At 70.0% G+C, this 26204-nt stretch carries 22 protein-coding genes and 1 pseudogene; 5 read left to right on the top strand and 18 right to left on the bottom strand.

Annotated elements, in window-relative coordinates; all coding sequences use genetic code 11:
* The 14 genes and pseudogenes from AC07RM_RS02730 to AC07RM_RS02665 form a co-directional block, all read right to left on the bottom strand.
* The gene (locus AC07RM_RS02730) at positions 1-1473 is read right to left on the bottom strand and encodes an SRPBCC family protein (protein WP_495332780.1); all 1473 of its coding nucleotides are present in this window, start codon (positions 1471-1473) and stop codon (positions 1-3) included.
* Complete coding sequence (locus tag AC07RM_RS02725) at positions 1473-1913, bottom strand: SRPBCC family protein (RefSeq protein WP_057592685.1); 441 nt, start codon at positions 1911-1913, stop codon at positions 1473-1475. Before AC07RM_RS02725 ends, AC07RM_RS02730 begins: the two co-directional genes overlap by 1 nt.
* Positions 1914-1916: 3 nt before the next feature.
* Positions 1917-3605 (bottom strand): flotillin family protein, encoded by a 1689-nt coding sequence (locus AC07RM_RS02720; protein WP_093352505.1) that lies wholly within the window; start codon positions 3603-3605, stop codon positions 1917-1919.
* Between the two features lie 17 nt (positions 3606-3622).
* Positions 3623-4453, bottom strand: coding sequence for a phosphoenolpyruvate hydrolase family protein (locus AC07RM_RS02715; protein ID WP_208512419.1), 831 nt, complete (start codon positions 4451-4453; stop codon positions 3623-3625).
* A 31-nt stretch (positions 4454-4484) separates the two neighbouring features.
* Entirely contained in the window at positions 4485-5702 is a 1218-nt protein-coding gene (locus AC07RM_RS02710; protein WP_495333410.1) for a Tm-1-like ATP-binding domain-containing protein, read from the bottom strand.
* 537 nt (positions 5703-6239) lie between these two features.
* Positions 6240-6737 (bottom strand): annotated as a pseudogene (locus AC07RM_RS02705) (ABC transporter ATP-binding protein); the annotation flags it as partial.
* Entirely contained in the window at positions 6737-7558 is an 822-nt protein-coding gene (locus AC07RM_RS02700) for an ABC transporter ATP-binding protein (protein WP_495332777.1), read from the bottom strand. The gene AC07RM_RS02700 and the pseudogene AC07RM_RS02705, both read right to left, overlap by 1 nt.
* Before the next feature lie 71 nt (positions 7559-7629).
* Positions 7630-8892 carry an ABC transporter substrate-binding protein gene (locus AC07RM_RS02695; protein ID WP_208512422.1) on the bottom strand — a complete coding sequence of 421 codons (1263 nt, stop codon included), beginning with the start codon at positions 8890-8892 and terminating at the stop codon, positions 7630-7632.
* A 13-nt stretch (positions 8893-8905) separates the two neighbouring features.
* The gene (locus tag AC07RM_RS02690) at positions 8906-10063 is read right to left on the bottom strand and encodes a branched-chain amino acid ABC transporter permease (protein ID WP_495314931.1); all 1158 of its coding nucleotides are present in this window, start codon (positions 10061-10063) and stop codon (positions 8906-8908) included.
* A complete protein-coding gene (locus AC07RM_RS02685) occupies positions 10060-11010 on the bottom strand; it encodes a branched-chain amino acid ABC transporter permease (RefSeq protein WP_057592689.1) in 951 nt (316 codons plus the stop codon). Before AC07RM_RS02685 ends, AC07RM_RS02690 begins: the two co-directional genes overlap by 4 nt.
* Positions 11007-12302, bottom strand: a complete 1296-nt coding sequence (locus tag AC07RM_RS02680) for a metal-dependent hydrolase family protein (protein WP_495332775.1) — start codon at positions 12300-12302, stop codon at positions 11007-11009. Before AC07RM_RS02680 ends, AC07RM_RS02685 begins: the two co-directional genes overlap by 4 nt.
* Positions 12303-12340: 38 nt before the next feature.
* A complete protein-coding gene (locus tag AC07RM_RS02675; protein WP_395346459.1) occupies positions 12341-13648 on the bottom strand; it encodes a metal-dependent hydrolase family protein in 1308 nt (435 codons plus the stop codon).
* 2 nt (positions 13649-13650) lie between these two features.
* Positions 13651-14448 (bottom strand): alpha/beta fold hydrolase, encoded by a 798-nt coding sequence (locus AC07RM_RS02670; protein ID WP_495332772.1) that lies wholly within the window; start codon positions 14446-14448, stop codon positions 13651-13653.
* Positions 14445-15320: a fumarylacetoacetate hydrolase family protein gene (locus tag AC07RM_RS02665; RefSeq protein ID WP_093352675.1), complete on the bottom strand. Its 876-nt coding sequence runs from the start codon at positions 15318-15320 to the stop codon at positions 14445-14447. The genes AC07RM_RS02670 and AC07RM_RS02665 overlap by 4 nt, the downstream gene beginning before the upstream one ends.
* Positions 15321-15499: 179 nt before the next feature.
* Between AC07RM_RS02665 and AC07RM_RS02660 the strand changes: the two genes are divergently transcribed.
* From AC07RM_RS02660 to AC07RM_RS02650, 3 genes are all read left to right on the top strand, one after another.
* Positions 15500-17041, top strand: a complete 1542-nt coding sequence (locus AC07RM_RS02660) for an alpha/beta hydrolase fold domain-containing protein (RefSeq protein WP_495332770.1) — start codon at positions 15500-15502, stop codon at positions 17039-17041.
* A 144-nt stretch (positions 17042-17185) separates the two neighbouring features.
* Positions 17186-18208 carry an alpha/beta hydrolase gene (locus AC07RM_RS02655; protein WP_495332768.1) on the top strand — a complete coding sequence of 341 codons (1023 nt, stop codon included), beginning with the start codon at positions 17186-17188 and terminating at the stop codon, positions 18206-18208.
* A gap of 30 nt (positions 18209-18238) precedes the next feature.
* Entirely contained in the window at positions 18239-18625 is a 387-nt protein-coding gene (locus AC07RM_RS02650) for a response regulator (protein ID WP_093352478.1), read from the top strand.
* Between the two features lie 9 nt (positions 18626-18634).
* Here AC07RM_RS02650 and AC07RM_RS02645 read toward each other — a convergent pair whose 3' ends face one another.
* The 3 genes from AC07RM_RS02645 to AC07RM_RS02635 all read right to left on the bottom strand — a co-directional run bounded on the left by AC07RM_RS02645 (position 18635) and on the right by AC07RM_RS02635 (position 22806).
* Positions 18635-19978 carry a DUF1254 domain-containing protein gene (locus tag AC07RM_RS02645; RefSeq protein ID WP_495332766.1) on the bottom strand — a complete coding sequence of 448 codons (1344 nt, stop codon included), beginning with the start codon at positions 19976-19978 and terminating at the stop codon, positions 18635-18637.
* A 178-nt stretch (positions 19979-20156) separates the two neighbouring features.
* Positions 20157-21260 carry an NAD(P)-dependent alcohol dehydrogenase gene (locus AC07RM_RS02640; RefSeq protein WP_495332764.1) on the bottom strand — a complete coding sequence of 368 codons (1104 nt, stop codon included), beginning with the start codon at positions 21258-21260 and terminating at the stop codon, positions 20157-20159.
* A 58-nt stretch (positions 21261-21318) separates the two neighbouring features.
* Complete coding sequence (locus AC07RM_RS02635; RefSeq protein WP_495332762.1) at positions 21319-22806, bottom strand: aldehyde dehydrogenase family protein; 1488 nt, start codon at positions 22804-22806, stop codon at positions 21319-21321.
* 268 nt (positions 22807-23074) lie between these two features.
* Between AC07RM_RS02635 and AC07RM_RS02630 the strand changes: the two genes are divergently transcribed.
* Together AC07RM_RS02630 and AC07RM_RS02625 are read left to right on the top strand one after the other, a co-directional pair.
* Positions 23075-24025, top strand: coding sequence for an AraC family transcriptional regulator (locus AC07RM_RS02630; RefSeq protein ID WP_495332760.1), 951 nt, complete (start codon positions 23075-23077; stop codon positions 24023-24025).
* A gap of 31 nt (positions 24026-24056) precedes the next feature.
* On the top strand, positions 24057-24548 hold the full coding sequence (locus AC07RM_RS02625) for a GNAT family N-acetyltransferase (RefSeq protein ID WP_495332758.1): 492 nt from the start codon (positions 24057-24059) through the stop codon (positions 24546-24548).
* Between the two features lie 28 nt (positions 24549-24576).
* On the opposite strand, the gene AC07RM_RS02620 is transcribed toward AC07RM_RS02625, so the two are convergent.
* A complete protein-coding gene (locus AC07RM_RS02620) occupies positions 24577-26193 on the bottom strand; it encodes a patatin-like phospholipase family protein (protein ID WP_495332756.1) in 1617 nt (538 codons plus the stop codon).
* Positions 26194-26204: the final 11 nt, after the last annotated feature.

Below are 26204 nucleotides of genomic sequence, written 5' to 3'. Positions count from 1 at the left end.
CTAGGCCAGCAGAACCAAGGCGCCGATGCTGGCGCGCGATTCGAGGCGTTCGTGGGCGCGCGCCGCGGCATCGAGCGCGAAGCGTTCGATCGGCGGCTTGCGGATGGCGCCGCTGGCGAGCGCATCCCACAGGCGCTGCGCGCGCTCGGCCAGTTGCGCGGGCGTGGCGACGTAGTCGAACACCACGGGGCGCGAGAAGCTCAGCGACTTGGCGATCAGCAGGTCGGGCGGCAGCGCGGCCAGCGCGCCGCTGGCCTGGCCGAGGCTGATCCAGTGGCCGCGGCGCGCGAGCGCCGCATGGTTCTCGGCGCGCGCGGCCTCGCCGAGGCCGTCGACCAGCACGTCGACGCCGCCGCAGGCGCGCTGTACCGCATCGGCGAAGCGGTAGTCGCGCGTGACGATCACGTGCTCGCAGCCATGGTCGCGCGCGACGCGCGCCTTCTCCTCGCTCGAGACGGTGCCCACCACGACCGCGCCGAGGCTGCGCGCCCAGGAACACAGCAGCAGGCCGACACCGCCGGCCGCGGCATGCACGAGGATGCGCGTGCCGCGCTGCACGCGGCCGAGGTCGCGCAGCAGGTAGTCGGCCGTGAGGCCCTTGAGCAGCAGCGCCGCGGCCTCGTCGTCCTCGACGGCCGCGGGCAGCCGCACCACCCAGTCCGCGGGCACCGAGCGCACGCTGCGGTAGGCGCCGGGCACGGGCCCGAGGTAGGCCACGCGGTCGCCGGGAAAGAGGCCGCTGACGCCGGGGCCGACATCGATCACGCTGCCGGCCGCTTCCATGCCGGGCACGCCGGGCGCGCCCTCCGACACCGGCAGCATCGACGGCATCCAGCCGCGGCGCAGGTAGACGTCGAGGAAGTTCACGCCGATCGCGCGCTGGCGGATGCGCACCTCGCCCTCGGCGGGCGCCGGCGCTTCGTCGTCGCGCGGGCGCAGGACCTCGGGGCCGCCATAGGCTTCGAGGCCCACGCTGCGCCGGGGCAGCGCGAGCGCGGCCGATGCGGCGATGCCCGCGGAAGACGTGGGCGCCCCGCGCTCGAGGTAGCGCCGCAGGTTCTCGAACCCCGCCTCGTACACGCCGCGCGCCACCGTGTCGCGCAGTTCGCGTTCGCGGCCCGGCGGCGTGGCGAAGGTCGATTCCCAGTGCCAGAAGGTGCGGTCGCCGTCGGTCACGGGCTTCAGGGTGACGGTTGCCACGTAGCGCTGCAGCGGTAGCGTGGCCTCGACGATGCAGTAGGTGCTTTTGTGTTCGCTGTCAGACAGGCTCAGCAGCTGCTCGCGGATGCGGTTGCCGTCGCGCAGCGTGAAGCTGCGCACGCAGCCCACCTGGTCGCCGCGCTCGTCGCCCTCGATGCGGCTGGCCTCCACCACCTCGTGCCAGTCGGCATGGCTGTTGAAGTCGCGCAGCACCGCCCACACGCGCTCGATCGGCGCGTCGATGACGGTGGAGCGCACGACCCGCTGCAGCATCAGCGGCCTCCGAAGTGCCGCTTCAGCGCATCGAAGCCGCCCTGAAACACGCCCTCGCCGATCGAGTCGGCCAGCTCGCGCTCGCGGTGTTCCTCGCAGTCGAACTCGGCGCTCCATTCGGCGAAGCAGCGCCCGCCGTCGGTCACCGGCGTGAGCTTGAGCGTCGCCGTGTAGTGGCTCACGCCCATCGGACTCTCGAGGATCTCGTAGCTGCAGCTGTAGTCGTAGTCCGAGAGCGCGAGCAGCCGCTCGCGGATCATGCCGCCGTCGCGCAGGTGGAAATGGCGGATGCAGCCCACGCGGTCGGCCGGCTGGTTGTTCTCGATCCGGCTGTCGGCGATCAGCGGATGCCATTGCGGCAGGCCGTTGAAGTCGCGCACGCGCGCCCACACGTTGTCGGCGCTCGCGTCGATCACGCTCGAGACGTAGACGTTCACCATGCCTTATTCCTTGGGCGTGCCGGCGCCCAGCGCGGCACGCGCGCCGCTGCTCTCGTTGACCAGCTTCTGGATGTCGCCGCCCTCGATGCCGATCTCGCGCAGCAGCTGGTCGACCAGCGGTGCCTGGGCGCGGAAACGCAGCGCCGAATTGACCAGCCCGTCGGCGAAGTTGCCGCCGCCCTCGGCATTGCGCGCGCCGCCCGAGGAGCCACCGAAGCCGTCGACCTGCAGGATCTTGATGCCCTCGATGCGCTCCATCGGCCGCACCGACTCGCGGATGATGCCCTCGGCCTTCTCCACCAGCCGCATGCGCAGGGCCGACATGCGCGCCTCGGGCGTGAGCATGTTGTGCGCCTCGTTCATCCAGCGCGCGGCCTCGGCCTCGATCTCGGCGCGCACGCGCGTGGCATCGGCGCGGATCTTCTCGGCGTCGGCATCGGCCTCGGCCTGGGCACGCAGCGCGGCGCCGCGGTGCGCGCTCGCGTCGTGCTCGGCCTGGGCCGCGGAGGTCAGCCGCAGCGCCTCGCGCTCGGCGATCAGCGCGGCCGCGATCAGCTCGATGGTCTTCTTGCGCTCGGCGCTCTCGACCTCGCGCGCGGTGAACACCTTCTCCTCGGCCGTCACCGCCTGGGCGCGCGCGGCCTCGGCCTCGGCCTGGGCCTCGCTCTGCGCCTTGCTCTCGCGCGCCACGGCGATCGAGCGCTGCTGCTCGGCCAGCTCGAGCGAGGTGCGGCGCTCGAGCTCGGCGCTCTGGATCGCGCGCTCCTTGCCGATGCGCTCCTCCTCGAGGGTCTGCTCGGAGCGGATGCGCGCCGCATCGATGCTCTGGCGCGCCGCGATCTGCGCGCTCTCGGCATGCTGCTCGCGCTGGGCACGCTCGATCGCCACCTCGGCGCGCTGGCGCGAGCGCGCCATCTCGACCTCGCGCTGCTGCGTCAGCCGCGCATGCTCGCTCTCGCGGTCGATCTCCAGCGACAGTTTCTCGGCCTCGAGGTTCTTGTTGCGGATCGCGATCAGCGTGTCCTGCTCGACGTCGTTGCGCTGCTTCTTGCGGTGCTCGATCTGCTCGGTCAGCCGCGTCAGGCCTTCCGCGTCGAAGGCATTGCTCGGGTTGAAGAACTCCATGCCGGTCTGGTCCAGCTGCGTGAGCGAGGCGGCCTCGAGCTCGAGGCCGTTGTTGGTCAGGTCCTCGGCCACTGCCTCGCGCACCCGCTTGACGTAGGCGCCGCGCTTCTCGTGCAGCTCCTCCATCGTCATCTCGGCCGCGGCGGTGCGCAGCGCGTCGACGAACTTGCCCTCGACCAGCTCCTTGAGCTGCTCGGGTTCCATGGTGCGCAGGCCCAGCGTCTGCGCGGCCACCGCCACCGCCTCGGCCTTGGCCGCCACGCGCACGTAGAACTCGGCGATCACGTCCACGCGCATGCGGTCCTTGGTGATCAGCGCCTTGTCGCGCCCGCGGCTGACCTCCAGCCGCAACGTGTTCATGTTGACCGGGATCACGTCGTGCACGATCGGCAGCACGAAGGCGCCGCCGTCGAGCACCACCTTCTGCCCGCCGAGGCCGGTGCGCACGAAGGCGCGTTCCTTGGAACTGCGCAGGTAGAGCCAGTGCAGCAGCAGGACGACGATCGCGACCGCGATCGCCACCACCAGCAGCCCGAGGATGAAACTTCCGAATTGAGAACCTGACATGGATGTCGTCTCCTGGTTTATCGCGTGATCTGAACGAAGCGGCGCGTGGTCTCGGTCAGCGCCACCTCCGCGGGCAGGCGCTCCATCGAGCTGGCGCCATAGAAGCCGTCGCAGGCGGGGCAGCGCGCGAGCACGTACTGCGCATCCTCCGGCGTGGCGATCGGGCCGCCGTGGAAAAGCACGATCACCCCGGGGTTCACTTCCTGCGCGGCCGCGGCCCAGCGGTTGATCAGCGGCACGCAGTCGTCGAGCTTCAGCGAGGTCTCGGCGCCGATCGCGCCGCCCGTGGTCAGGCCCAGGTGGCACACCACGATGTCGGCGCCCGCGCCGGCCATGGCGCGCGCATCGGCCTCGCTGAAGACATAGGGCGTGGTCAGCAGGTCGAGGGCGCGCGCTCGCGCCACGAGCTCGACCTCGAGGCCGTAGCCCATGCCGGTCTCCTCGAGGTTGGCGCGGAAGGTGCCGTCGATCAGGCCCACGGTCGGGAAGTTCTGGATGCCCGAGAAGCCGAGCGCGATCAGCCGGTGCAGGAACTCGTCGGGGATCATGAACGGGTCGGTGCCGTTCACGCCCGCGAGCACCGGCGTGTGCTTGACCACCGGCAGCACCTCGCGCGCCATCTCGCAGACGATCTCGTTGGCATTGCCGTAGGCCATCAGCCCCGCGAGCGAGCCGCGCCCGGCCATGCGGTAGCGGCCCGAGTTGTAGATCACGATCAGGTCGATGCCGCCGGCTTCCTCGCACTTGGCCGACAGGCCGGTGCCGGCGCCGCCGCCGATCAGCGGCCGGCCCGAGGCGATCTTGGCGCGGAAGCGCTCCAGCAGCGCGGTGCGTGAGATGCGGGTCATGGTGATGGGCTCCTCCTGGGTTGTCCTTGGCTCATGCCCGGCGCGCACCGGGCATGGCCCGCGAGACCTCGCGCCAGGCCTCGACCAGCGCATCGGCGAAGGCTTCGTCGTTGATGTGCAGCGGCAGCCGCTTGAGCTGGCGGTTCGGCCCCGGCCGGAAGCCGGCCTCGAGCGCCGCGAACAGCGCGCGGTCGGCCTCGGGGTCGTGAAAGGGCTGGCCCGGCCGGTCGATGGCCGAGACGCCGCCCTCGGGAATGAGGAAGCGCACCGGCCCGCGCATCGCGTTGAGCTTGGCGGCGATGAACTCGCCGATGGCGCGGCATTCGTCGGCCGTGGTGCGCATCAGCGTCACCGTCGTGTTGTGGCGATAGAGATTGCGCGCCCGGAAGCGCTCGGGCACGGTGTCCCAGGCACCGAAGTTCACCATGTCGAGCGCGCCGCACGAGCCCACGTAGGGCAGGGCGTGGCGCGCGAACACGTCGAGGCGGTCGGGCCCGGCCGACAGCACGCCGCCCGCGATCTCGTCGGCCACCTCGGTGGTCGACACGTCGATCGCGCCCGCGAGCAAGCCCGAATCCGCGAGCTTCTCCATCGACTGGCCGCCCACGCCGGTGGCATGGAACACCAGGCAGTCCCAGTCGTCCTCGAGCCGCCGCGTCACGGCCTGCACGCAGGGCGTGGTCACGCCGAACATCGTGAGGCCGATGGCGGGCCGGGTCACGGCCGAGACCGAGGCCGGATGCGCCACCATGCCGGCCAGCGCATTGGCCGCGTTCGATAGCACGCTCTCGCTGATGCGGTTGATGCCCTGCACGTCGGTGACCGAATACATCATGCAGATGTCGCTCGGGCCCACGTAGGGCCGCGTGTCGCCGCTGGCCATGGTCGAGACCATGAGCTTGGGCACGCCGATCGGCAGCGCGCGCATGCCCTGCGTCGCCATCGAGGTGCCGCCCGAGCCGCCGGCCGAGATCAGGCCGCCGAGGTCGCGCCGCGTGCGCAGGAAGGCCTCGAAGGCCAGGCCCATGGCGGCGGTGGCGCTGCCGCGGTCGCCGCTGAACACCGCCGACTCACCCTTGGGATGGTGGCGCGCCACCTCGCGCGGATGCACGCTCGCGGTCGAGGGCTTGCCCGAGGTCGAGAGGTCGACCGTGACCACGCGCAGGCCCAGCCGCTCGATGCACTGGCGCAGGAAGAACAGCTCGCGGCTCTTGGTGTCGAAGGTGCCGGCCACGTAGGCCGCGCGCACGCTGCTCGCGGCCACCGGGAAGTCGAACACCTGGCCCGAGGCGGCCGCGGGCTGCGCCGGTTCGGGCGCGGGCTCGGGCGGTGCGATCAGGCGCGGGATGTCGGCCGCGGGCGCGGCCGTGCCGCCGGCATTCCAGCGCGTGAAGCCGCGCACGCTGGCCGGCGCGAGGTCGTCGAGCGAGGGCGCGCCGTCGCCATGGGCGCGGCGCACGGTGTAGACGCGCGGCGCGTTGTCGCGGCCGTCGTCCTCGCCCATGCGCGGTGCCGGCTGCTCCGCCTCGGCCTCGTCGCCGTGGCCGCCCGAGCGCACGCCCAGCAGCTTCTCCTGCAGCTCGCGGTCGGCCGCGAGTTCGGCCGCCGGCATTTCGCGCGCGATGCGGCCGTTGACCATCAGGCCGATGCGGTCGGCCACCGAGATCGCCACGCCGAGGTTCTGCTCGATCAGCAGCACCGCGATGCGGCCTTCGGCCGCGAGGTCGCGCAGCGCCTGCGCCACCTGGTCGACGATGACCGGCGCCAGGCCCTCGGTCGGTTCGTCCATCACCAGCAGCTTGGGGTTCAACAGCAGCGCGCGGCCGATCGCCAGCATCTGCTGCTCGCCGCCCGAGAGCTGGGCGCCGCCATTGCCGCGCCGCTCGGCCAGCCGCGGGAACATCGCATAGACGCGGTCGACCTCGCGCCGGCGGCTGGCCACCAGCCGCAACGTCTCGTCGACCGAGAGCGAGGGCCACACGCGCCGGCCCTGCGGCACGTAGGCGATGCCGCGGCGCGTGATCTCGTTGGGCGCCAGGCCCAGGATCTCCTCGCCGCCGAAGCGCACGCTGCCGCGCGCCGGCACCAGGCCGGTGAGCGCGTTGCACAGCGTGGTCTTGCCCATGCCGTTGCGCCCGACGATGCCGAGCACGCCGCGCTCCAGCGACAGGCTCACGCCCTGCAGCGCATGGGCACGGCCGTAGTAGACGTCGAGGCCCTCGACCACCAGCGCGGTGGACCGGCCGGCCGCCGTGTCGCGATCGCCGCCGCCGAACCAGGCCATCAGTGCTTGCTCCCCATGTAGATCGCCTGCACCTGCGCATCGCCCTCGATCTCGGCCGGGCTGCCGGTGCGCAGCACGCGGCCGTTGTGCATCACTGTCACGCGGTCGACCACGCGCAGCGCGATGTCCAGGTCGTGCTCGATCAGCACGAAGCTCATGTGCGCGGGCAGCGAGGTCAACAGCGCCACCAGCTCGCGCCGCTCGGCCGGCGAGAGGCCGGCCGCGGGCTCGTCGAACAGGATCAGCCGCGGCGCGCCGGCCAGCGCCATGCCGATCTCGAGCTGGCGCTGCTGGCCGTGCGCGAGGTTCGCGACCTTCTCGTCGGCGATGTGCGAAAGGCGCGCGCGCTCGAGCAGGTCCTCGGTCGCGCGCGTGCTGGCATGGCCGGCGCCGGGCCGGCGGAAGCTGAAGCGGCCGCTGGCCACGCCGCGCACCGCGAGGAACAGGTTGTCGCGCACCGAGAGGTCGCGAAACAGCAGCGAGGACTGGTAGGTGCGCCGCAGGCCCTTGCGGATGCGGTCCTGCGGCGGCAGGTCGGTGATGTCCTCGCCGAAGAAGTGGATGCGTCCCGCGGTCGGCGGGAAGTCGCCCGTGATGGCGTTGAACAGCGTGGTCTTGCCGGCGCCGTTCGATCCGAGGATGGCGTACTTCTGGCCCGCCGTGACCGCGAGCGAGACGCCGTCGACCGCGCGCAGCGCACCGAAGGCGCGCGTCACGCCGTCCAGACGCAGCGCGTCGCCCGACAGGAGCTGCGTGCTCCCGCCGCGGGCGGGCTGGGGCGTGCGCGAAGCGGGCGGTCGCAGCGTGGTGATCGTGGCCATCCTGGATGTCTCGAAGTGGGGTGGGCGCGCGGGGCGGACCCCGCGCGTTCGTTCGACGGTGGTCGCCGGCCTCAGGTCCGGCAGTCCGGCACGTCGCGCGTGCCCATCCCCATCTTCTTGAATTCGGCCTCCGACAGCCCCAGCGTCTGCGAGATGTTCGGCACCGACTTCACGACCTTGTTGTAGAACGAGCCGTCGGGCGCCTTGCTCACCTCGGTGATGTAGGTCGTGCCCACGCCGTTGCGGTTGGCATCGATCTTCACGTCGCCGGCCGGGCCCTTGAAGTTGGTCTTCTGCAGCGCCTCGCGGTAGGCCTTCTGGTTGTTCGACAGGTCGCCCTTGACCGCGTCGAGCGCATCGAGCGTGGCCTTGGTGTTGATGTAGTAGAGATAGGCGAACAGCGACGGGCTCGGGAAGCCGTCCTTGAAGCTGGCCTTGTAGTCGGCCACGAACTTCTTCCACTCGGGCGTGTCGATCGAGTCGGCCATCGGGCCCGCCGAGGCCGTGCCCAAGAGCGATTCGCGGCGCTTGCCCTTGAAGTTCAGCACCGTCTGGTCGACCGTGATCGAGCCGCCGATCATCGGCTTGTCGCCGCCGGCCTGCTCGTACTGGGTCAGGAAGTTCACCGCGTCGGAGCCGCCGAGCACCACCACCAGCGCATCGACGTTCTTCGGGATCTTCGCGATCACCGAGGCGTAGTCCTTGGTGCCCAGCGGCACCCAGGCCTTGTCGACCACCTTGCCGCCCTTGGCGCAGTAGCTGGCCATGAAGCCCTGCACCTGCGAGTAGGGGAAGCCGTAGTCCTCGGCGATCAGGAAGGTGCGCTTGTAGCCCTTGGACAGCGCATGCTCGCCCAGGCCCACCATCCACTGCGCGCCCTCGGTGTTGAAGCGGTAGAAGTTGGGCGCCGGGTCCTGCAGCGTCGCGGCCTGCGCGCCGGCCGAGCCGTTGATGAAGGTGACGTTGGGCTGCGTCTTCGCGTAGTTCTTGACCGCGATGCCCTCGTCGCCCGACAGCGGGCCGATCATGATCTGCACCTTGTCCTGCTCGACCGCCTTGCGCGTCGAGTTCACGGCCTTGTCGGGCGTGGCGTCCGACGAGACCTTCACGAACTCGATCTTCTTGCCGCCGGCCATGCCCTTCTTCTCCTTCAGCGCGAGGTCGGCGCCGCGCATGCCGTCCTGGCCCGGCGCCGCGAACGGTCCCTCGAGCGAGGCCAGCAGGCCGATCTTGAGGGTTTCCTGCGCCTGCGCGAGGCCCGCGGCCCCGGCCATCGCAAACAATGCCGCGGCGGCGACGATGCTGCGTCCGAACACGTTCTCGACTCTCTTCATGTCTCGCTCCTTCTTATCGCTGGTGAATGCGGCCTGAGCCACGGGTGGGGAAAGGTGCGCCCAGGCGCGTGCGCAAGCGATGCCACAGGCCCAGCAGTCCGTCGGGGGAAAAGAGGACGATCGCGAGGAAGACCCCGCCGATCACGAGATTGAAGCGTTCGCGGTCGACCAGGTCGATGGCGAAGTTCTGCAGCAGCACGAAGACGATCGCGCCGATGAAGGCACCGATGGGGTGCTTCATGCCGCCGAGCACGGCGATGATGAGGATGTTGATCATCGCGCCGATGCCGAGCGTGCCGGGCGAGATGCGGCCGTTGTACCAGACCAGCAGCACGCCGCCGACCGCGGCCAGGAAGCCCGAGACCGCATAGGCCGCGACCCGGTGCGCCGTGACGTCGAAGCCCAGCGCCTGCATGCGGCGCGGGTTGTCGCGGATGCCCTGCAGCGCCACGCCGAAGGGCGCGCGGATCAGGTGCTTGATGAAGAAATAGCCCGCCACCGAGCAGCCCAGCGTGAGCAGGTAGAAGGGCACGGGCTCGCGCAGGTCGAGCCCGAACACGGTGGGCGCGGCCAGCTTGCTGAAGCCCTGGAAGCCGTTGAACAGCGTGTAGTTCTGCTGCGCGAGGTAGAAGAAGGCCACGCCCACGGCCAGCGTGATCATGATGGTGTAGATGCCCTCGGTGCGCACCGAGAGCCAGCCCACCGCGGCCGAGAACAGCGTGGCCAGCGCCAGCGCGACGAGCACCGCGAGCCACCAGGGCCAGCCCAGGCTGATCGCCGTGTTGCTGCTGCTGCCCACGATCGCGACCACGTAGGCCGCGAAGCCCGCCACCGTCATCTGCGCGAGCGAGACCATGCCGCCATAGCCGCCGAGGAAGGTCAGCGACAGCGCGATCAACCCGAGCGCGAGCGACTGGGCGCCGATCTGGAAGGTGAAGAAGGGCGAGGCGACGAAGGGATAGACCAGCACCAGCAGCGCGACCAGCACATGGCGCCAGCGCACGGGGCGCAGCAGCCTGCCCAGCCAGCGCGGCAGCTCGCCGTGGGCCGGCGGCGGCTCGGCGGGTTGCGATGGCGATGCGACCGCGCGCGGCAACGCGGTGACGCGCGCCTCCTGAGCGGGCATCGCACCGCCCGACTTCATGGCACGGCGCCACTGCGCGGCGCTCATGCGGCTTTCCCCATCAGCCCGCGCGGCTTGAATGCCAGCGCGACGACCATGATCACGAAGGTGAAGACCACGCTGTAGGTCGGCGCATAGGCCAGGCCGAACTGCTCGGCCAGCCCGATCAGCAGCGCGCCGATGGCGGCACCGACCACGCTGCCCATGCCGCCGACGATCACCACCACCAGCGAGGCCAGCAGGTAGCGCGTGTCCTCGCCCGGCGAGATCGACAGGGCCGTGCCGCCGACCACGCCGGCCAGGCCCGCGAGGCCGGCGCCGATCGCGAAGGTCAGCGCGAACACCAGCTGCACGTTGACGCCCGAGGCGGCCAGCATGCCGCGGTCGTCGACGCCGGCGCGGATCATCATGCCGATGCGCGTGCGCGCCAGCAGCAGCCACAGGCCCACGCCGATCAGCACCGAGGCCAGCAGCACCACCAGCCGGTAGGTCGGGAACTTCTCGACCAGCGGCAGCGTGGTCGAGCCGTAGATCCACGAGGGCGGATCGAAGGTGTAGATCTCGGCGCCCCAGATCCACAGCATCAGGTCGGCGAACACGATCGACAGGCCGATGGTCACCAGCGTCTGGCGCAGGTCCTGGCCCTGCATGTGGCGGAACACCAGCAGCTGCATCAGCAGGCCCAGCACCGCGGCCGCGAGGAAGCCCGCGATTACCGCGAGCACCCAGGAGCCGGTGTGCTCGCCGACGAACCAGCCCACGTAGGCACCGAACAGGTAGAGCGAGCCGTGCGCGAGGTTCACGTTGCGCATCAGCCCGAACACCAGCGTGAAGCCGCTGGCCACGAGGAAGTAGAGCGAGGCCAGCGTGAGCCCGTTGAGCAGCGTCTTGAAGAACAGCGAGGCGTTGTCGGCCACGGCCCAGACCGCGAACACCGCGATCGGCACGCCGAGCACCAGCCACAGGGCCCAGCGCGTGAGGGCGGCGCGCGTCATGCGGCGCGCTCCCAGCCCCGGTCCCAGCCGCGCTCGGACGCGATCGCCGGTGCCTTGGCGAACTCGCCGTCCTTCATCACGGCCAGGATGCGCTTCGCATCGCGCAGGATCGAAAGGTTGGCCAGCGGATCGCCGTCGACCAGCATCAGGTCGGCGAGGTAGCCTTCCTTGACGAGGCCGAGATCGTCGGGCCGCATCATGATCTGGCCGCCGTAGAGTGTGGTCGAGCGGATCGCCTCCATCGGCGTGAAGCCCAGGTACTTGACGAAGAACTCGAGGTCGCGCGCGTTCTGCGTGTGCGGCGTGAAGGCGAAGCCGTAGTCGCCGCCGGGCAGCACGCGGATGCCGCGCTTGTGCATCTTCGCGAGCGAGACGCAGGCCGCGTCCCATTCGATCTGGTAGCCCATGTCGGCCGCCATCTGGTAGGTCACGCCATAGGGCTCGGCCTCGTGCAGCATGGCGTAGAGGATGGCGATGCCGGGCGCGACGAAGACGCGGTCCTTCGCGGCCTCGAGCATGTCGAGCGCCTCCTCGTCGACGAAGCTCGCGTGGTAGATCAGGTCGATGCCGTGGCGCAGCGCCTGCTTCACGCTCTCCGACGAGCGCGCATGCGCCACGCCGCGCTTGCCGCGGATCTTGACCTCGCGCATCGCCGCGGCCACCTCCTCGTCGAGCATCCAGGTGGTTTCCGAGGGCGACTGCGGCGTGAAGTTGTCGCCCGAGAGGTTGAGCTTGATCGAGTCGACGCCGTACTTGAGGAACAGGCGCACCGCCTTGCGCATCTCGTCGGCGCCCGAGATGTTCACGCCGAAGCTGAACTCGGGAAAGGGCAGGTGCGGCAGCGTCTCGTCGCCCAGGCCGCCGAGCACCGTGATCTCCTGGCTCGCCGCGAGGTAGCGCGGGCCCGGTACCTGGCCCGAGTTGATCGCGTTGCGGATCACCACGTCGAGCCGCGGCTTGGCGCAGGCCGCGCCCACGCAGGAAGTGAAGCCGGCCTCGAGGTAGCGCTTCGCGACCTTGGCGCACCACAGCACGTGCTCCTCGAGCGGCATGGTCTGGATCGCCGCGAGCGTGGCGGCGTCGTTCCACGAGAAGTGCGTGTGGGCCTCGCACATGCCGGGCATGAGCGTGGCGCCCGCGCCGTCGATCACGGTGGCGCCGCCGGGCGCGATCGGCGCGGTGCTGCGGCCGACCTGCCGGATGCGGTTGCCGCGCACCAGCACGCTGCCGCTGTAGGGGTTCTGCCCCGTGCCGTCGAGGATGCGCACGTTGGTGAAGACGACGTCGGCCATGCGGTGCTCCGGTCGGTGATCGGTGGTCGCGGGCGAGCCTAGGCGGCCCAGCGGGTGGGAGAGGCGACACGCAGGCCCTGCGCCTGGCGCAGCGGCGGGGCGCGGTGGAACTCGCCGTCCTTCATGACGGCCAGGATGCGCGACTTGTCCTGCAGCACCGTGATGTCGGCCAGCGGGTCGCCGTCGACGAGCAGGATGTCGGCCAGGTAGCCCTCGCGGATGTAGCCCAGCACCTTGCCCATGCGCATCATCGGACCGCCCCAGGCGGTGGCCGACAGCAGCGCCTCCATCGGGCTCATGCCCACGTACTTCACGAAGTACTCGAGGTCCTTGGCATTGGTGCCGTGCGGCGTCCAGGCGAAGCCGTAGTCGCCGCCCGGCAGGATGCGGATGCCGCGCTTGCGCATCGCGCGCATGCTCTCCACCGCGGCATCGAGCTCGCGGTGGTAGCCCATCTTCGTGGTGACTTCCTTCGTCAGGCCCCACTGGCTCGCGTGGTGGCAGGTGTTGATCAGCCACGCGAGGCCGGGCGCGATGAAGTGCTCCATCTTGTGCGCCTCGAGCAGGTCGAGCGCCTCGCTGTCGGTGAAGCTCGCGTGGTAGATCACCTCGATGCCGTGCTTCACGCACTGCTTGATCGACCAGGTCGAGCGCGCATGCGCGGCCACGCGCTTGCCCCAGGCCTTGGCTTCCTCCACGCAGACGCGGATCTCCTCCTCGGTGAACTGGCTCATCTCGCTGGGCATGCCGGTGATCGACTCGCCCGAGAGATTGATCTTGAGCGAATCGACGCCGTACTTGGCGAACATGCGCACGCAGCGGCGCATCTCCTCGGCGCCGCTGACCACCGCGCCGAAGGCGAACTCGGGCTGCGGCAGGTGCGGCTGCGTGGTGTCGCCGAGCCCACCGGGCACGGTGATCTCCTGGCTCGCGGCCAGGTAGCGCGGGCCGACGATGGTGCCGTCGTTGATGGCGTTGCGGATCACCACGTCGAGCCGCGGCTTGGCGGTGGCGGCGCCCACGCAACTGGTCCAGCCCATGTCGAGGTAGCGCTTCGCGACCTCGGCGCACCACAGGATGTGCTCCTCGGGCGGCATGCGCTGGATCGCGTCGAGGCTGGGCTGGTCGTTCCACGAGAAATGCGTGTGGGCCTCGACCATGCCGGGCATCAGGAAGGCGCCCGCGCCGTCGATGACCTGGGCGCCATGCACGGGCGCGGAGCGCGCGCCGTGCGAGGTCTTCAGGACGCGCGCGATGCGGTTGCCCTGCACCAGCACGTCGCCGGTGAAGGGCGCCTCGCCGCCGCCGTCGAAGATGCGGACGTTGGTGAACAGCACGTCGGCCACGGTCAGCTCCTCGCCTGCGCCGCCAGGAATTCGCGCAACTCGCGCTGGCACTCGTCGGGGCGCTCGACGGGTGTCCAATGGCCGCACTTCGGCAGCACCACCACGCGCTTGCTCGCGGCACGGTGCAGCCGGTCGGCCATGGCGCGCACGGCCTGCGGCGGCGCCACGCCGTCCTCGTCGCCGGTCACCAGCAGCACCGCGGCCTCGATGTTCTCCACCGCCGCGGGCTGCGCGCCGGCCAGGGCCTCGCAGCTGCGGGCATAGGCTTCGCCGTCTTGCCGCATCAGGCTCTCGCGCACGAAGGCCACCGCCACCGGCAGTCGCTGCCGCGTGTCGGCCGAGATCGCGCCCTGCAGCAGCGCTTGCGTGATCTCGTGCATGCCCGCCGCGCCGCCGCGTGCCTTGTCGGCACGGGCCTTCATCGCGGTGCGCGCCGCGTCGGGCGGCGCGATCAGCGGGCCGAACAGCGCGAGGCTCGCGACGCACCTGGGATGCGCCGCGGCGATGTGCTGGCAGACGATGGTGCCCATCGAATGGCCGACCCAGTGCGCGCGCTGGATGCCCAGGCGCTCGCAGACCGAGAGCACGGTCGCTACGTAGCGCTCGATCGTGAGCGGCCCTTCGGCGCGCTGCGAGCGACCGCTGCCCGGCAGGTCGATGCGCACCACGCGATGGCGCGCCAGCGCGGGCATCAGCGGCGTGTAGGTGTTCGAGCTGCCGCCCAGGCCATGCACGCAGACGACCACCGGGCCTTCGCCCTCGTCCTCCACCGCGATGCGGTCGATGAGCTGGAAGCTCATGCCAGCGCCTCGAAGCGGTTCTCGATGACGCCGATGCCGTCGATCTCGATGCGCACCGTGTCGCCCCGGCCCAGCCATTGCGGCGGGTTCAGGCCCATGCCCACGCCCGAGGGCGTGCCGGTGGCGATCACGTCGCCCGGATGCAGCGTGATGCCGCGCGAGCAGGTCTCGATCAGCGTCGGGATGTCGAAGATCATGTCGCGCGTCAGGCCGTCCTGGCGCAGCGCGCCGTTGACCCAGCCGCGCACGCGCGTGGCGCGGCCGTCCATCTCGTCGGCGGTCACGATCCACGGGCCCATCGGGCAGAAGGTGTCGAAGCTCTTGCCGAGGTCCCACTGCTGGTGGCGCATCTGCACGTCGCGCGCCGTGACGTCGTTGACGATGGTGTAGCCGAACACGTGCTCCATCGCCTGCGAGCGCGGGATGTCGCGCCCGCCGCGGCCGATGATCACCGCGAGCTCGGATTCGTAGTCGATCTGCACCGACACCGAGGAGCGCGGCAGCCGCACCGGATCGTGCGGGCCGATCACGCATTCGCCGAGCTTGCCGAAGACGATCGGCCACGGATCGCTCTCGGGCATGCTGCTGCGGAACACCGAGCCCGCGAGTTCGGCCGCATGCGCGCGGTAGTTGCGCCCGACGCAGAACAGGCCGCGCAGCGGGCGCGGCAGCGGGGCGCGCAGGGTGATCACCTCGACCGGCAGCCGCGTGCCCGAGGGCTGCGGCAGCGGCTCGTTGCGTGCCAGCGCCTCGATCAGCGGCAGCACGCCGCGCGAGGCGTCGCCCACCGCCAATGGCGTGGCTTCCCGGCCGTCGGCCGAGATCGTGCCCGCATGGTTGCGGCCACCCCAACTCCAGCTTGCGAAGCGCATCGACTTTGTCTCCATATGGCCCCGAGGTCGTCGCGCTGTGCGCCGATCGCCTCGGTGGCTCCGGAAGTCATCTAGGGATTTTTGAGACTTGCGTCTCAAATCTGGGTGCGCGGATCATACGAGCCGTGTCACCATCTCCACAAGACGACTTCCGCATTTCCGAACCCCGTACAAACCCGATGGCAAGACTCAAGCACACACCGAGCGAGGCGCCGCGCGCGCCGGAACGCGGCGTTCGCGCCGCCACCTTCCGCCAGCTGCTGCAGGCCGCGATGGACATCATTCGATTGAAGGGCCACATCCCCTCGGTGGCCGAAGCGGCGGCGCGATCGAACGTGTCGCGCGCCACTGCCTACCGCTACTTCCCGAGCCGCAGCGCGCTGGTCACCGCGGTGGTCGACAGCTCGCTGGGCCCGGTGCGCCAGATGGCGTCGGACAACCCGAACGGCCGCGAGCGGCTGCACGAGCTGTTCTGCCAGACCTTCCCGCGCTTCAAGGAATTCGAGGCGCCGATGCGCGCCGCGGCGCAGCTCTCGCTCGAGCAATGGGGCCTCGAGCGCGCGGGCCTGCTGGCCGAGGAACCGTACCGGCGCGGCCATCGCGTGCGCATCCTCGAGCATGCGCTCGAGCCGATGTCGCCGCTCTTGAGCCCGCGCATGCGCGACCGGCTGCACCATGCCCTCTCGATCGTCTACGGCATCGAGCCCTACGTGGTGCTCAAGGACATCTGGGGCCTCGAGGACCGGGAGGTCGAGCGCACCGCGCTGTGGATGGCCGATGCATTGGTCGATGCGGCGCTGCGCGACTCGGCGGCGAAGCGCGCGGCGGCTGAAGCCGCGGCGGCGTCGACACCGCCGCCGGCCCCCGAATGGTTCGATGCGCAATACAACAACCGCGCGCGCATTCCCGAGCATCCGTCGATCCTGAAGTACTGGGCCGATGCATCGGCGCAGGCGCTGCAGCGGCCCGAATGGATTCGCGATGTGGCCTACGGCGACGACGAGAGCGAGCGGCTCGACATCCTGCCGGCCGCATCGGGTGTCGAAAAGGCGCCCGTCTTCGTCTACATCCACGGCGGTTACTGGCGCGCGCTCGACAAGCGCGACCATGCCTTCCTCGCGCCGCCGCTGGCCGATGCCGGCGCCACCTTCGTGCAGCTCAACTACGCGCTGTGCCCGGCGGTCGACATCGAGCACATCGCGCGGCAGATGACGCAGGCGCTGGCCTGGGTGCATCGCAACATCGCGGCGCATGGCGGCGATCCCGCGCGCATCGTCGTCGCGGGCCATTCGGCCGGCGGCCACCTCGCCACCATGCTGCTGGCCTGCGACTGGCAACGGGTCGGGCCCGACCTGCCGCGCGATCTCGTCAAGGCGGCGCTGCCGATCTCGGGCGTCTACGAGCTCGAGCCCTTGCGGCACGCGCCTTTCCTCGCGGCCGACATCGGGCTGACCGAGGCCTCGGCGCTGCGGCTGAGTCCGGCCGCCATGCCCGCGCCGAAGCAGGGCACCTTGGTGACCGTGGTCGGCGGCGACGAGAGCGAGGAGTTCCACCGCCAGGCCGAGCTGATCGCCAGCGCCTGGGGCCCCCGCGTGGTGGTGGGCGCCGAGCGGCCCGCGAACCGCAACCACATGAGCGTGCTGGCCGATCTCGTGGACCCGGCATCGGGCACGCACCGGCAGGCGCTGGGCCTGCTCGGGCTCGCCGATCCGGCGCGCTGAGCCCCGGTCCTCGCGCGGGCCGTACCACGGCGGGGGTCTGGAAGCCCCACGACGTGGCGCGCCCACGTCCGACAAACCACCGGGGGGCCTCGCGTCGTACAAGTTGCTCAACCTGCTTCAACTTCATTCCCAGGAGAGCAATCGATGAGCGACAAGAAGCCGAATCCCGTGATCAATGCGGTGTCCAACGTCGTGGCGGCCCTGCGCGCCGATGACGACCAGATCGCGGTGGCCAAGGCCCACGAATCCCTCGAGCCCGAGGCGATCGAGAAACTCACGCCCGAGGAGGCACGCCGGCAGCCGACCGTGGCCGATGCCGTGAAGAAGGTGCTCGAGCAGCAGAACCGCTCGGCCGTGCCCGAGACCCTGGTGCCGGGCGTCACCACGCGCGAGCTCACGGTCGATGGCGCCACCGGCCCGCTGGCCGCCACGCTCTACACGCCCGCGGGGCAGGGGCCCTTCCCCGTCGTCCTGTATTTCCATGGCGGCGGCTGGGTGATCGCGAACCGGCAGGTGTACGACGGCGGCGCGCGCGGCCTGGCCGCGGCCGCGCAGGCGATGGTGCTGTCGGTCGACTACCGGCTCGCGCCCGAGCACAAGTTTCCCGCCGCATGGGACGACGCGCTGGCCGCCTACCGCTGGCTCGCGGCGAACGCGGCCTCGTTCGGCGGCGACGCTTCGCGCCTCGCGCTCGCGGGCGAATCGGCCGGCGGCAATCTCGCGGTGGCCACGGCGATCGCCGCGCGCGACGCCGGCCTGCGCGCGCCGCGCCATGTGCTGTCGGTCTACCCCGTCACGCAGACCAGCCGCAACACCGAGTCCTACCTCGAGAACGCGATCGCCAAGCCGCTCAACCGCGCGATGATGGACTGGTTCTTCACCCACGTGACGCGCGGCGAGCAGGACCTCGACGACCCGCGGCTGTCGCTGGTCGACGCGCAGCTCGCCGGCTTGGCGCCGGTCACCATCGTCAATGCGCGGCTCGATCCGCTGCGCAGCGATGGCGCGAGGCTCGAGAGCGCCCTGATCGACGCGGGCGTGGAGGTCGCGCGCAAGGAATTCGAGGGCGTGGCGCACGAGTTCTTCGGCGCCGCGGCGGTGCTCGAGAAGGCCAGGGACGCGCAGGCCTTCGCGGGCGAGCGGCTGCGGCGATCGTTCGCGCCCTGAAGGCCGGACCCACACGATGGCGAAAACACCATGAGCCTGACCGGTTACCTCGTCGAGGACAACCCCCTGATTCGCGACAGCCTGATCGCGACGCTGGAGGAGCTCGCGCCCGTGCACATGGTCGGCAGCGCGGAGACCCAGGCCGAGGCCGTGGCCTGGCTGCACGATGCCGACGGCCAATGGGACGTGGCCGTGGTCGATCTCTTCCTGCGCCACGGCACCGGCTTCGGCGTGCTCATGGGCTGCAGGGATCGCCTGCCGCGCCAGCGCATGGTGATCTTCTCGAACTTCGCGACCAAAGACATGCGCGAGCGCGCGCTGCTGCTGGGCGCCGATGCGGTGTTCGACAAGTCGACGGAGATCGAGGGCCTGCTGCGCTTTCTCGAGGAGACCGAGCGCGCGGTCGACCGGTCCTGAAGCGGCGCGCTACAGCGCCTCGATGTCGGGCAGCACCCAGGAGCGGTCGAAGTAGGCCGCGAGTGGGCCGAAGAGACGGAAATAGACGTACCAGGAATGCCCCGGCGTGGTGGGAATCCAGTTCTTCTCGAGGCCCGGCGCAGGCGTCGGGCCCAGCACGATGTCGACCGACCCATCGGCGTTCTTCGCCAGGTCCTGGCGCGAGGAGCGATCGACGATCTGCTGCGCATTCTCGACCAGGCCGCGGGTCTGCGTGTCGTACAGCGTGACCGACCAGAACAGCCTGGCGGGCACGTCCGCCGGCACGCGCAGGCGGTAGCTGCGCGCGCCGTCGAACGGGGCCGCCTTCGCGTCGTAATAGGCGGCGAGATAGGCCGCGCCGACGCCGGGCGTCCGCGTCAGCACGGCCGCCGAGGTGCCGGTGACTTCGTAGAAGAAGGCCGTGCGCTCCTCGAACAGCGTGCCGCCGGGCACGTCCTGCGCGTTGTCGAAGCCGGGCGCGATCAGGTATTCCCAGTGGGTGTCGGGCCGATAGCGCATGCCGGGGATGCGCTTGCGGAAGGCGATGGCCTTGGCCGTGGCCTCGCCCACGATCGCGGCCTTCTCCAGCGCGGCCTGTTGCCGGGCATCGGGCGCGAAGGGGCGATCGGCGCCGATGCCGAGCGGCGCGAGCAGGGCGGCGAAGAAGCGGTCGCGATCCTCCACGGGCTCTCCCCGTAGCGCGTTCGCCAGCCGTTGCCAGTAGGCGAGGCCCTGCGGATGCGCCATGCTCGTCAGTTCGCCCTCGGGCTTGAAGCGCAGCAGGCGTGTCCTTGCCGCGGCAGGCTGCTGGCCGGGCGGATGGACGCGCAGGGCCGAGAAGACCGTTTCCACCTGCGCCAGGTCGGCATCGAGTCCGCGGCAGAACAGCAGGACCTTGAAGGTGCGCGATCGCAGCAGCTGCGCGCCGGCCGGCAGCTCGCCCGGCGCCTGCTGCCCCGGACCGAGCAGCACGAACACGGCGCCTCGGCCCGCATCGGGCCCGGTCATGCCGACATCGCACAGGGGACGGTCCCACCAGTCGATCAGCGAGCCCGCGGTCGCGCCCGGCGGATAGTGGAGCACCAGCGGTTGCCGCGAAAGATCGAGGAAGGCGAAGACATAGGGCGTGGTGACGTTCGAGCCGAGCATCGCGCTGACGTCGCGGTAGCCCGACACCCGCACGAAGTCGCCGCTGCGGGCGCCCGCGTTGTCGACCAGCATCTGCCGCGCGCTTTCCATGCCGACGGTCGGGATGGCCCAGAGATAGCTCATCACGGCGCTCTGATGGTCGAGCGCCTGGTAGAGACTGTCCACGGTGCGCGCCGTGGGCATGCCGAGCTCGAACTCGAGCGCGCCGGCCTGCGTGTCGACCGCGGGGCGCCTGCCCGCGCCCTGGCCGGTGCCCGCGGCCGTGGGTTTCGAACTCAGCAGCGCCAGGTCGTGGTCAGCTTGAAGGCGCCTCGTCGATTCAATGCCATGAACATCGGTCCTCGAATGCTTGCAGCCTGCGTCAGTCTGGAAAACGCAGCACGGCCTTGATGGTCCGGCCCTGCTCGCCGTCTTCCACGGCCTCGTTGATCTGGTCGAAGGCATAGAACCGGATCAGCTTGTCGAAGGGGAAGCGCCCCTGCCGATACAGCTCGACCAGCTTCGGGATGAACAGGTCGGGCACCGAGTCGCCTTCGCAGATGCCGCGGATCTTGCGGCCCAGCAGCAGGCCCCAGGTGTCGAGGCCGATCTCGCTGCCGAAGGCGGGTGCGCCGATCATGCCGCACTCGCCCATGATCTGGATCGAATCGACGGCCTGGCGCAGGGCCGAGAGGTTGCCCGAGGTCTCGAGCGAGAACTGGGTGCCGCCGCCGCCGGTGATCTCCTGGATGCGCCGCACCGGATCGGTGGTCCGCGGGTTGACCACATGGGTGGCGCCGAGCTCGAGCGCGAACTGCAGGCGCGCCTCGTTCGGGTCGACGCAGATGCGGATCGCGCAGCCGGTCACGTTGGCCGCGAGCAGCGCCGAGAGTCCGACCGAGCCCGCGCCGTAGATGGCGATCGAATCGCCGGCCTGCGGGCGCAGCGAGTTGATGACCGCGCCCGCGCCGGTCTGCACGCCGCAGCCCAGCGGCCCCATGATCTCGAGCGGCACGTCGGACGGGATCTTCACCACGCTGCGTTCGGTGCCCAGCGCATGGGTCGCGAACGAGGACTGGTTGAAGAAGGCCCCGTGCACGACGTCGCTGCCCTGGTGCATGGTGGGCGTTCCGTCCATGCGCGCGAAGCCGAAGTTGGCCTTGAAGAAGTGCCGGCAGTACATGGGCTTGCCGGTCTGGCAGGTGTCGCAGTGGCCGCAGAAGTTGCAGCTCATCACGACGTGATCGCCGGGTTTCAGTTTGCTCACGCGGCTGCCGACCTGTTCGACGATGCCCGCGCCTTCGTGGCCATACACCGCGGGGAAGGGCGCCGGCACCACCTGGTCCCGCGGCAGGGTGTCGGTGTGGCAGACGCCGCAGCTCTTCATGCGGATGAGCACCTCGTCGTCGCGCGGCGCCTCCAGTTCGATGTCCTCGAGGGTGAACTTGCCACCCTTCTCGCGCATGACGGCGGCTGTGATCTGCATGGGATGACCTCTTTGGATGTAGGGAGTGGGGAAGGGCGAAGCGCTGCGTGCCGCGGGCTCAGGCCCTGGGGGCGAACCACGGGGCCGCCACCTGCGTCTGGATCGTCACGGCCTTGAGGTGCGTGTACATGTTGAGCGTCTCGTGGCAGTACTCGCTGCCGATCCCGCTTTCCTTGAAGCCGCCGAAGGGCGAGCCGCTCGCGAGGTTGAAGTAGTGGTTGATCCACACCGAGCCGGCCTGCAGCCGGTCGGCCGTGTCCCAGGCGTTGCGCAGGTTGCTGGTGTAGAGGCCGGCGGCCAGGCCGTAGCGCACGCCGTTGGCCTCCTCGATCATCCGGTCGTGGTCCTTCCAGCGGATCACGCTGAGCACCGGGCCGAAGATCTCCTCCTGCGCGATGCGCATGCGGTTGTCGGCCTCGAACACGGTCGGCGCGATGAAGTGGCCGTGGGCCTGCCCCTCGACGTCGATGCGCTGGCCGCCGGTCATCAGCCGTGCGCCCTCGGCCTTGCCGATGTCGATGTAGTTCATCACGCGCCGGCCCTGCTCGGGCGACACGAGGTTCGAGAGCACGGTGTCGGGCGCGAGCGCCGCGCCGACCCGCACGCGCTCCATGCCGGCGACGAGGCGGTCCATCACGGCGTCGTAGACCGCGTCGTGCACGAACAGCCGGGTGCCCGCGAGGCAGGACTGGCCGTTGCAGTACAGGGTCGCGAACATCGCGTTGTCGACCACCGCGTCGATGTCCTCGATGTCGGGAAAGATGATGTTCGGGCTCTTGCCGCCCAGTTCCAGCGACACCGGAACCAGCCGGTCGGCGCCGGCGCGCGAGATGATCCGCCCGACCTCGCTGCTGCCCGTGAAGGCCAGCTTCGCCACGCCGGGGTGCGCGGTCAGCGCGGCCCCGGCCTCCTCGCCGAAGCCGGGCACGATGTTGATGACGCCGGGCGGAAAGATCTTCGCGATGTGCCGGCACAGCTCCAGCGTGCTGAGCGAGGCGTTCTCGTCGGGTTTCAGCACCACCGTGTTGCCCGCCGCGATCGCCGGCGCGATCTTGAAGGCCGCCATGATCGCGGGCACGTTCCACGGAATGATCTGGCCGCACACGCCATAGGGCTCGCGCCTGGCGACCAGGTAGCCGCCGGGGATCGGGCGGCCGAATCCCTCGTGCGTGAGGGCCGCGGCCGCGAAGTAGCGGTACTGCGAGATCGCGAACTGGTGATCGAGGCCGGTCTCGAACAGGCGCCGGCCGATGTCGATCGAATCGATGCGCGCGAGGCGCTGCTGATCGGCCTCCACGGCCGCCGCCAGCTTCAGCAGCAGGGCCGAGCGCTCCTCGGGCGCGGTGGCGCGCCAGGCCGGGAAGGCCCTGGCGGCGGCCCGCACGGCCGCATCGACCTCGGCCGCGCCGCAGCGCGCGATGCGCGCGACCTGCTCGCCGGTGCCCGAATGCCGCGCCTCGAAGGTCGGACCGTCGACCGGCTGGAACGCGTTGTCGATGAAGGCACCGTAGGTTTCGGAAAGACCGAGGTCGTGGATCGAGCTCATCAAGGGACTCCTGTGCATGGATGGATGGGGGCGCGACCGGCCTGTGGGGCACGGTCGGCTCGGCTGGCGCCAGTCTTCAGGAAGACGCGCCGCGCCGCGATCCGGAATGCGAAGCGCTATCCGCGATGCGCAGGACGAGGGCTCCGGGCGTTCCCGCATCGCGTCGCTCAGCGAGGGAACGCGAGGGAACGCGAGGGAACGCACCCCTAGAATGCGGGCCCGGCGGCAGCATGCAGAAGCTGTCGCGCCGTCTGTGGAAGGGGCGACCATGCACTATCGGACCCATGATCTCGACGAAGCCATCCACGCCGTGGGCGCCGTGTACTGCCCGCACGAGCTCCACCTGGATCGCCGGGCCAAGGCCCTGGACACTCGGCTGAGCGCGACCGAGGCGAGGCCGCTGGCGCTGGTCCAGCTCGCCTACGGCGCGCGCGTGGAGGTCGACGCGGGCGAGTTCCCCGGCCTGTTCCTGTTCATGCGCTGCACCGCCGGCGAAGGCACCGTGTCGCAGGGCAGCCGCAGCGCCACCTGGCGCGCCGGCACGACGATCCCCGTATCGGCGGGCCGGCCGACCCGCTTCGATTTCGGTGCCAGCTTCGAGCAGATCACCTTTCGGCCCGACACGGCGACGCTGGAGGCGTGCTGCGCCAGCCTCGTCGGCCGTCCGCTGGACGACGGGCTGAAGTTCGACCCCGTGCCGTTCACGCCGGCGCTCGAGCGTTCATGGTCCGGCGTGTGGGACCTGGTCGACACCTTGCCCGCGGCGCTGCCGGCCCCGGCGTACCGTTCGCTCGAGCAGTTCGTTCTCATGTCCCTGCTGCACGGGCATCCGCACAACTACACCGGCTGGATGCGCGGAGAGCGGCCGGCATCGCGGCCCGCGCGCCTCGCGGGCCTGGCCGAGGCGCTCATTCACGACCGCATCGCGGACCCGTCGCTGACGGTGTCCGACATCGCCTCGTCGCTGGGCGTGGGCGTGCGTGCCTTGCAGCTGGCGTTCCAGGCGCACCGGGGGATGACGCCGACGGCCTACCTGCGGCAGATCCGCCTCGCGCAGGTGCGCGAGCGATTGCTGGACGGCGCGGACGACGACACGGTGACGGACATCGCGTTCGCCCACGGCTTCTTTCATCTGAGCCGCCTCGCGCAGCAGTACAAGGCGCAATTCGGCGAGGCGCCATCGGACACCCTGCGCGCGCGCCATCGCCGGACGGCATGATGGGCGCATGCCTCGTTCCAACCCCTCATCCATGCCAGAACCCGTTTTCCGCCAGGCCCTTCCTTCCGATGCCGAACGCTGCTACGCGATAGAGATCGGCGCCTACGAGGGCGACGAAGCCGCCACCCTGGCCAAGATCCGCACGCGCATCGACCAGTACCCGCAGGGCTTCCTCGTCATGGAGCTCGAGGGGCAGCTCATCGGCTTCATCAACAGCGGGTGCGCGCACGAGGTCGTGATGTCGGACGAGGCCTTCAAGGAGCTGGTCGGCCACGACGCCGCGGCGCCCAACGTCGTGATCATGTCCGTGGTCATCGATCCCCTGTTCCAGGGGCGCGGGTACGCCAGCGTGATGATGAAGACCTTCGTCGACCGGATGCGGCGGGCGGGCAAGCAAACGATCCACCTGATGTGCAAGGAGCGCCACGTGGCGCTCTATGCACGGCAGGGGTACGGCTACGTGAGGCCTTCGCCGTCCGACCATGGCGGGATGTCCTGGCACGAGATGCTGATGGTGCTCTAGCGGGCACCATCAGCTCTGCCGCAGGCTCTCAGCCTTCGTTGGTCGGAGGCAGGAAGCAGAAGGCCATCGGCGTGTCCTTCTGGTAGTCCAGCGCCACGCCGTAGCAGTCCTCGGTGTGGTCGATCTCCACGCCGATCACCGTGGGCACGTACGAATCGGTATTGACGATCGGCACGTCGCTGGCCTGGTACTTGTTCTGGATGAAGAAGTAGCCGAGTTCCTCGGTCGACACCAGGTTCCACAACTGGCGATCCCGGATGTCGTCCTGCCGCGCCTGGACCGTGACCCTGGAGGCCGCGCCGGTGTCGTCGCCCGCCAGCGTCATGACGAAGTTCGTGCCCATGGCGGTCTTCAGGTACCACCATCCCGGGGCTTCGACGGAGGGCACGAATTCCCAGAGCTGGTTCTTCACATCGGGGTCGGCCATGGACTTCTTGCTGTAGGCGATCACCTGCGCGCCGGCTTGGTAGGACGCGTCCTTCACATCGAGCACGCGGACGATGCTGCCCTTGTGCCGGATGAAGAACAGCGCGCCCTTGACGGGCGTGGTCTGGCTGGCCTTGGGCGGGGTCGCGGCCTTGGGTGTCGCGGCGGCGGGGCTCTTCGCAACGGGCCGGGACGTGGTGCCCGTCGTCACCACGTTCTTGCTCCAGTAGTTCTCGATCAACGCCAGCGCGTCGGTGATGTCCACGGTCTGGCCGTGGCGCTGCAGCAGCGAGATCGCCTGGGTATTGGTCGAGTTCTCGGGGATGAAGCAGGGCAGCCGCGGATTGATGTTGACGTAGCGATCGCCCAGCAGCATCTTGGCGATGTGGGGCATGAGTTCCGACGAGGTCCCGTTCAGGCTGAGGTCGAGCACGGGCGACGACCGCTTCTGGTTCATGAGGAACGGCGTGATGTTGTCGAAGGGATTGCCGTCCCCTTCCATCCACTGCTGGGCGCCCCAGTCGTGGGTGTCGCTCTGCAGCCAATAGGGCATGTAGCCCGTGCCGATCGTGATGGCCGCGATCTGGTCGAGGGCGTAGCCGCTGCGCACCGCGAGCGCGATCGCCGCCACCGTCGGGTCGTGGTTGAAGAAGGCGCCATCGACGTTCCCGTCGATGGACCCCAGCTGGCCCGGCATGGCGCCGCTGGACGTCGCGGCCACCGCGATGGGGGTGTCGCCGTTGCCGTCGAGGCCGTCCAGCCGGTCCCGGTCGCTGCCGAGCATGTTCGTGAACATCATCGGCTTCCACGGCGTGGGCATCATCTTGTTGTCGCGGTCGGGTTCGACCTGGCCGACGTTGAACGAGACGAGCAGGACGTCCTTGCGCGCGTCGGCGATCTTCGTGTCGAAGTGGATGGCCTTCTGGCTGCCCAGCACCTTGTCGATCGAGTAGGCGGGCGTCCGCGGGTCGGGGTTCATGGCGTTGTAGAAGTTCAGTTCATCGCCGGTGAACATGTCGATCAGGTCCTTCGGCGTCTTGTGCCCCAGCAATTCGCTCGAGATGATCGCGCCGGTCGAGCAGCCGGCGAACATTCTCGTTTCGTCCAGCAGCGCCTTGTTGGCGTCGTACAGGCGCTGGAGGATGGTGGCGGAGAGCAGGCCGCGGATGCCGCCGCCGACGAACGAGAGAATTGTGTAATGGCCGGGAAGAGTCGACATTGCGAAAGCTC

The organism is Variovorax sp. GW821-FHT09B05 (genome assembly GCF_059418265.1).
This window is presented reverse-complemented; position numbering and strand designations above follow the sequence as displayed.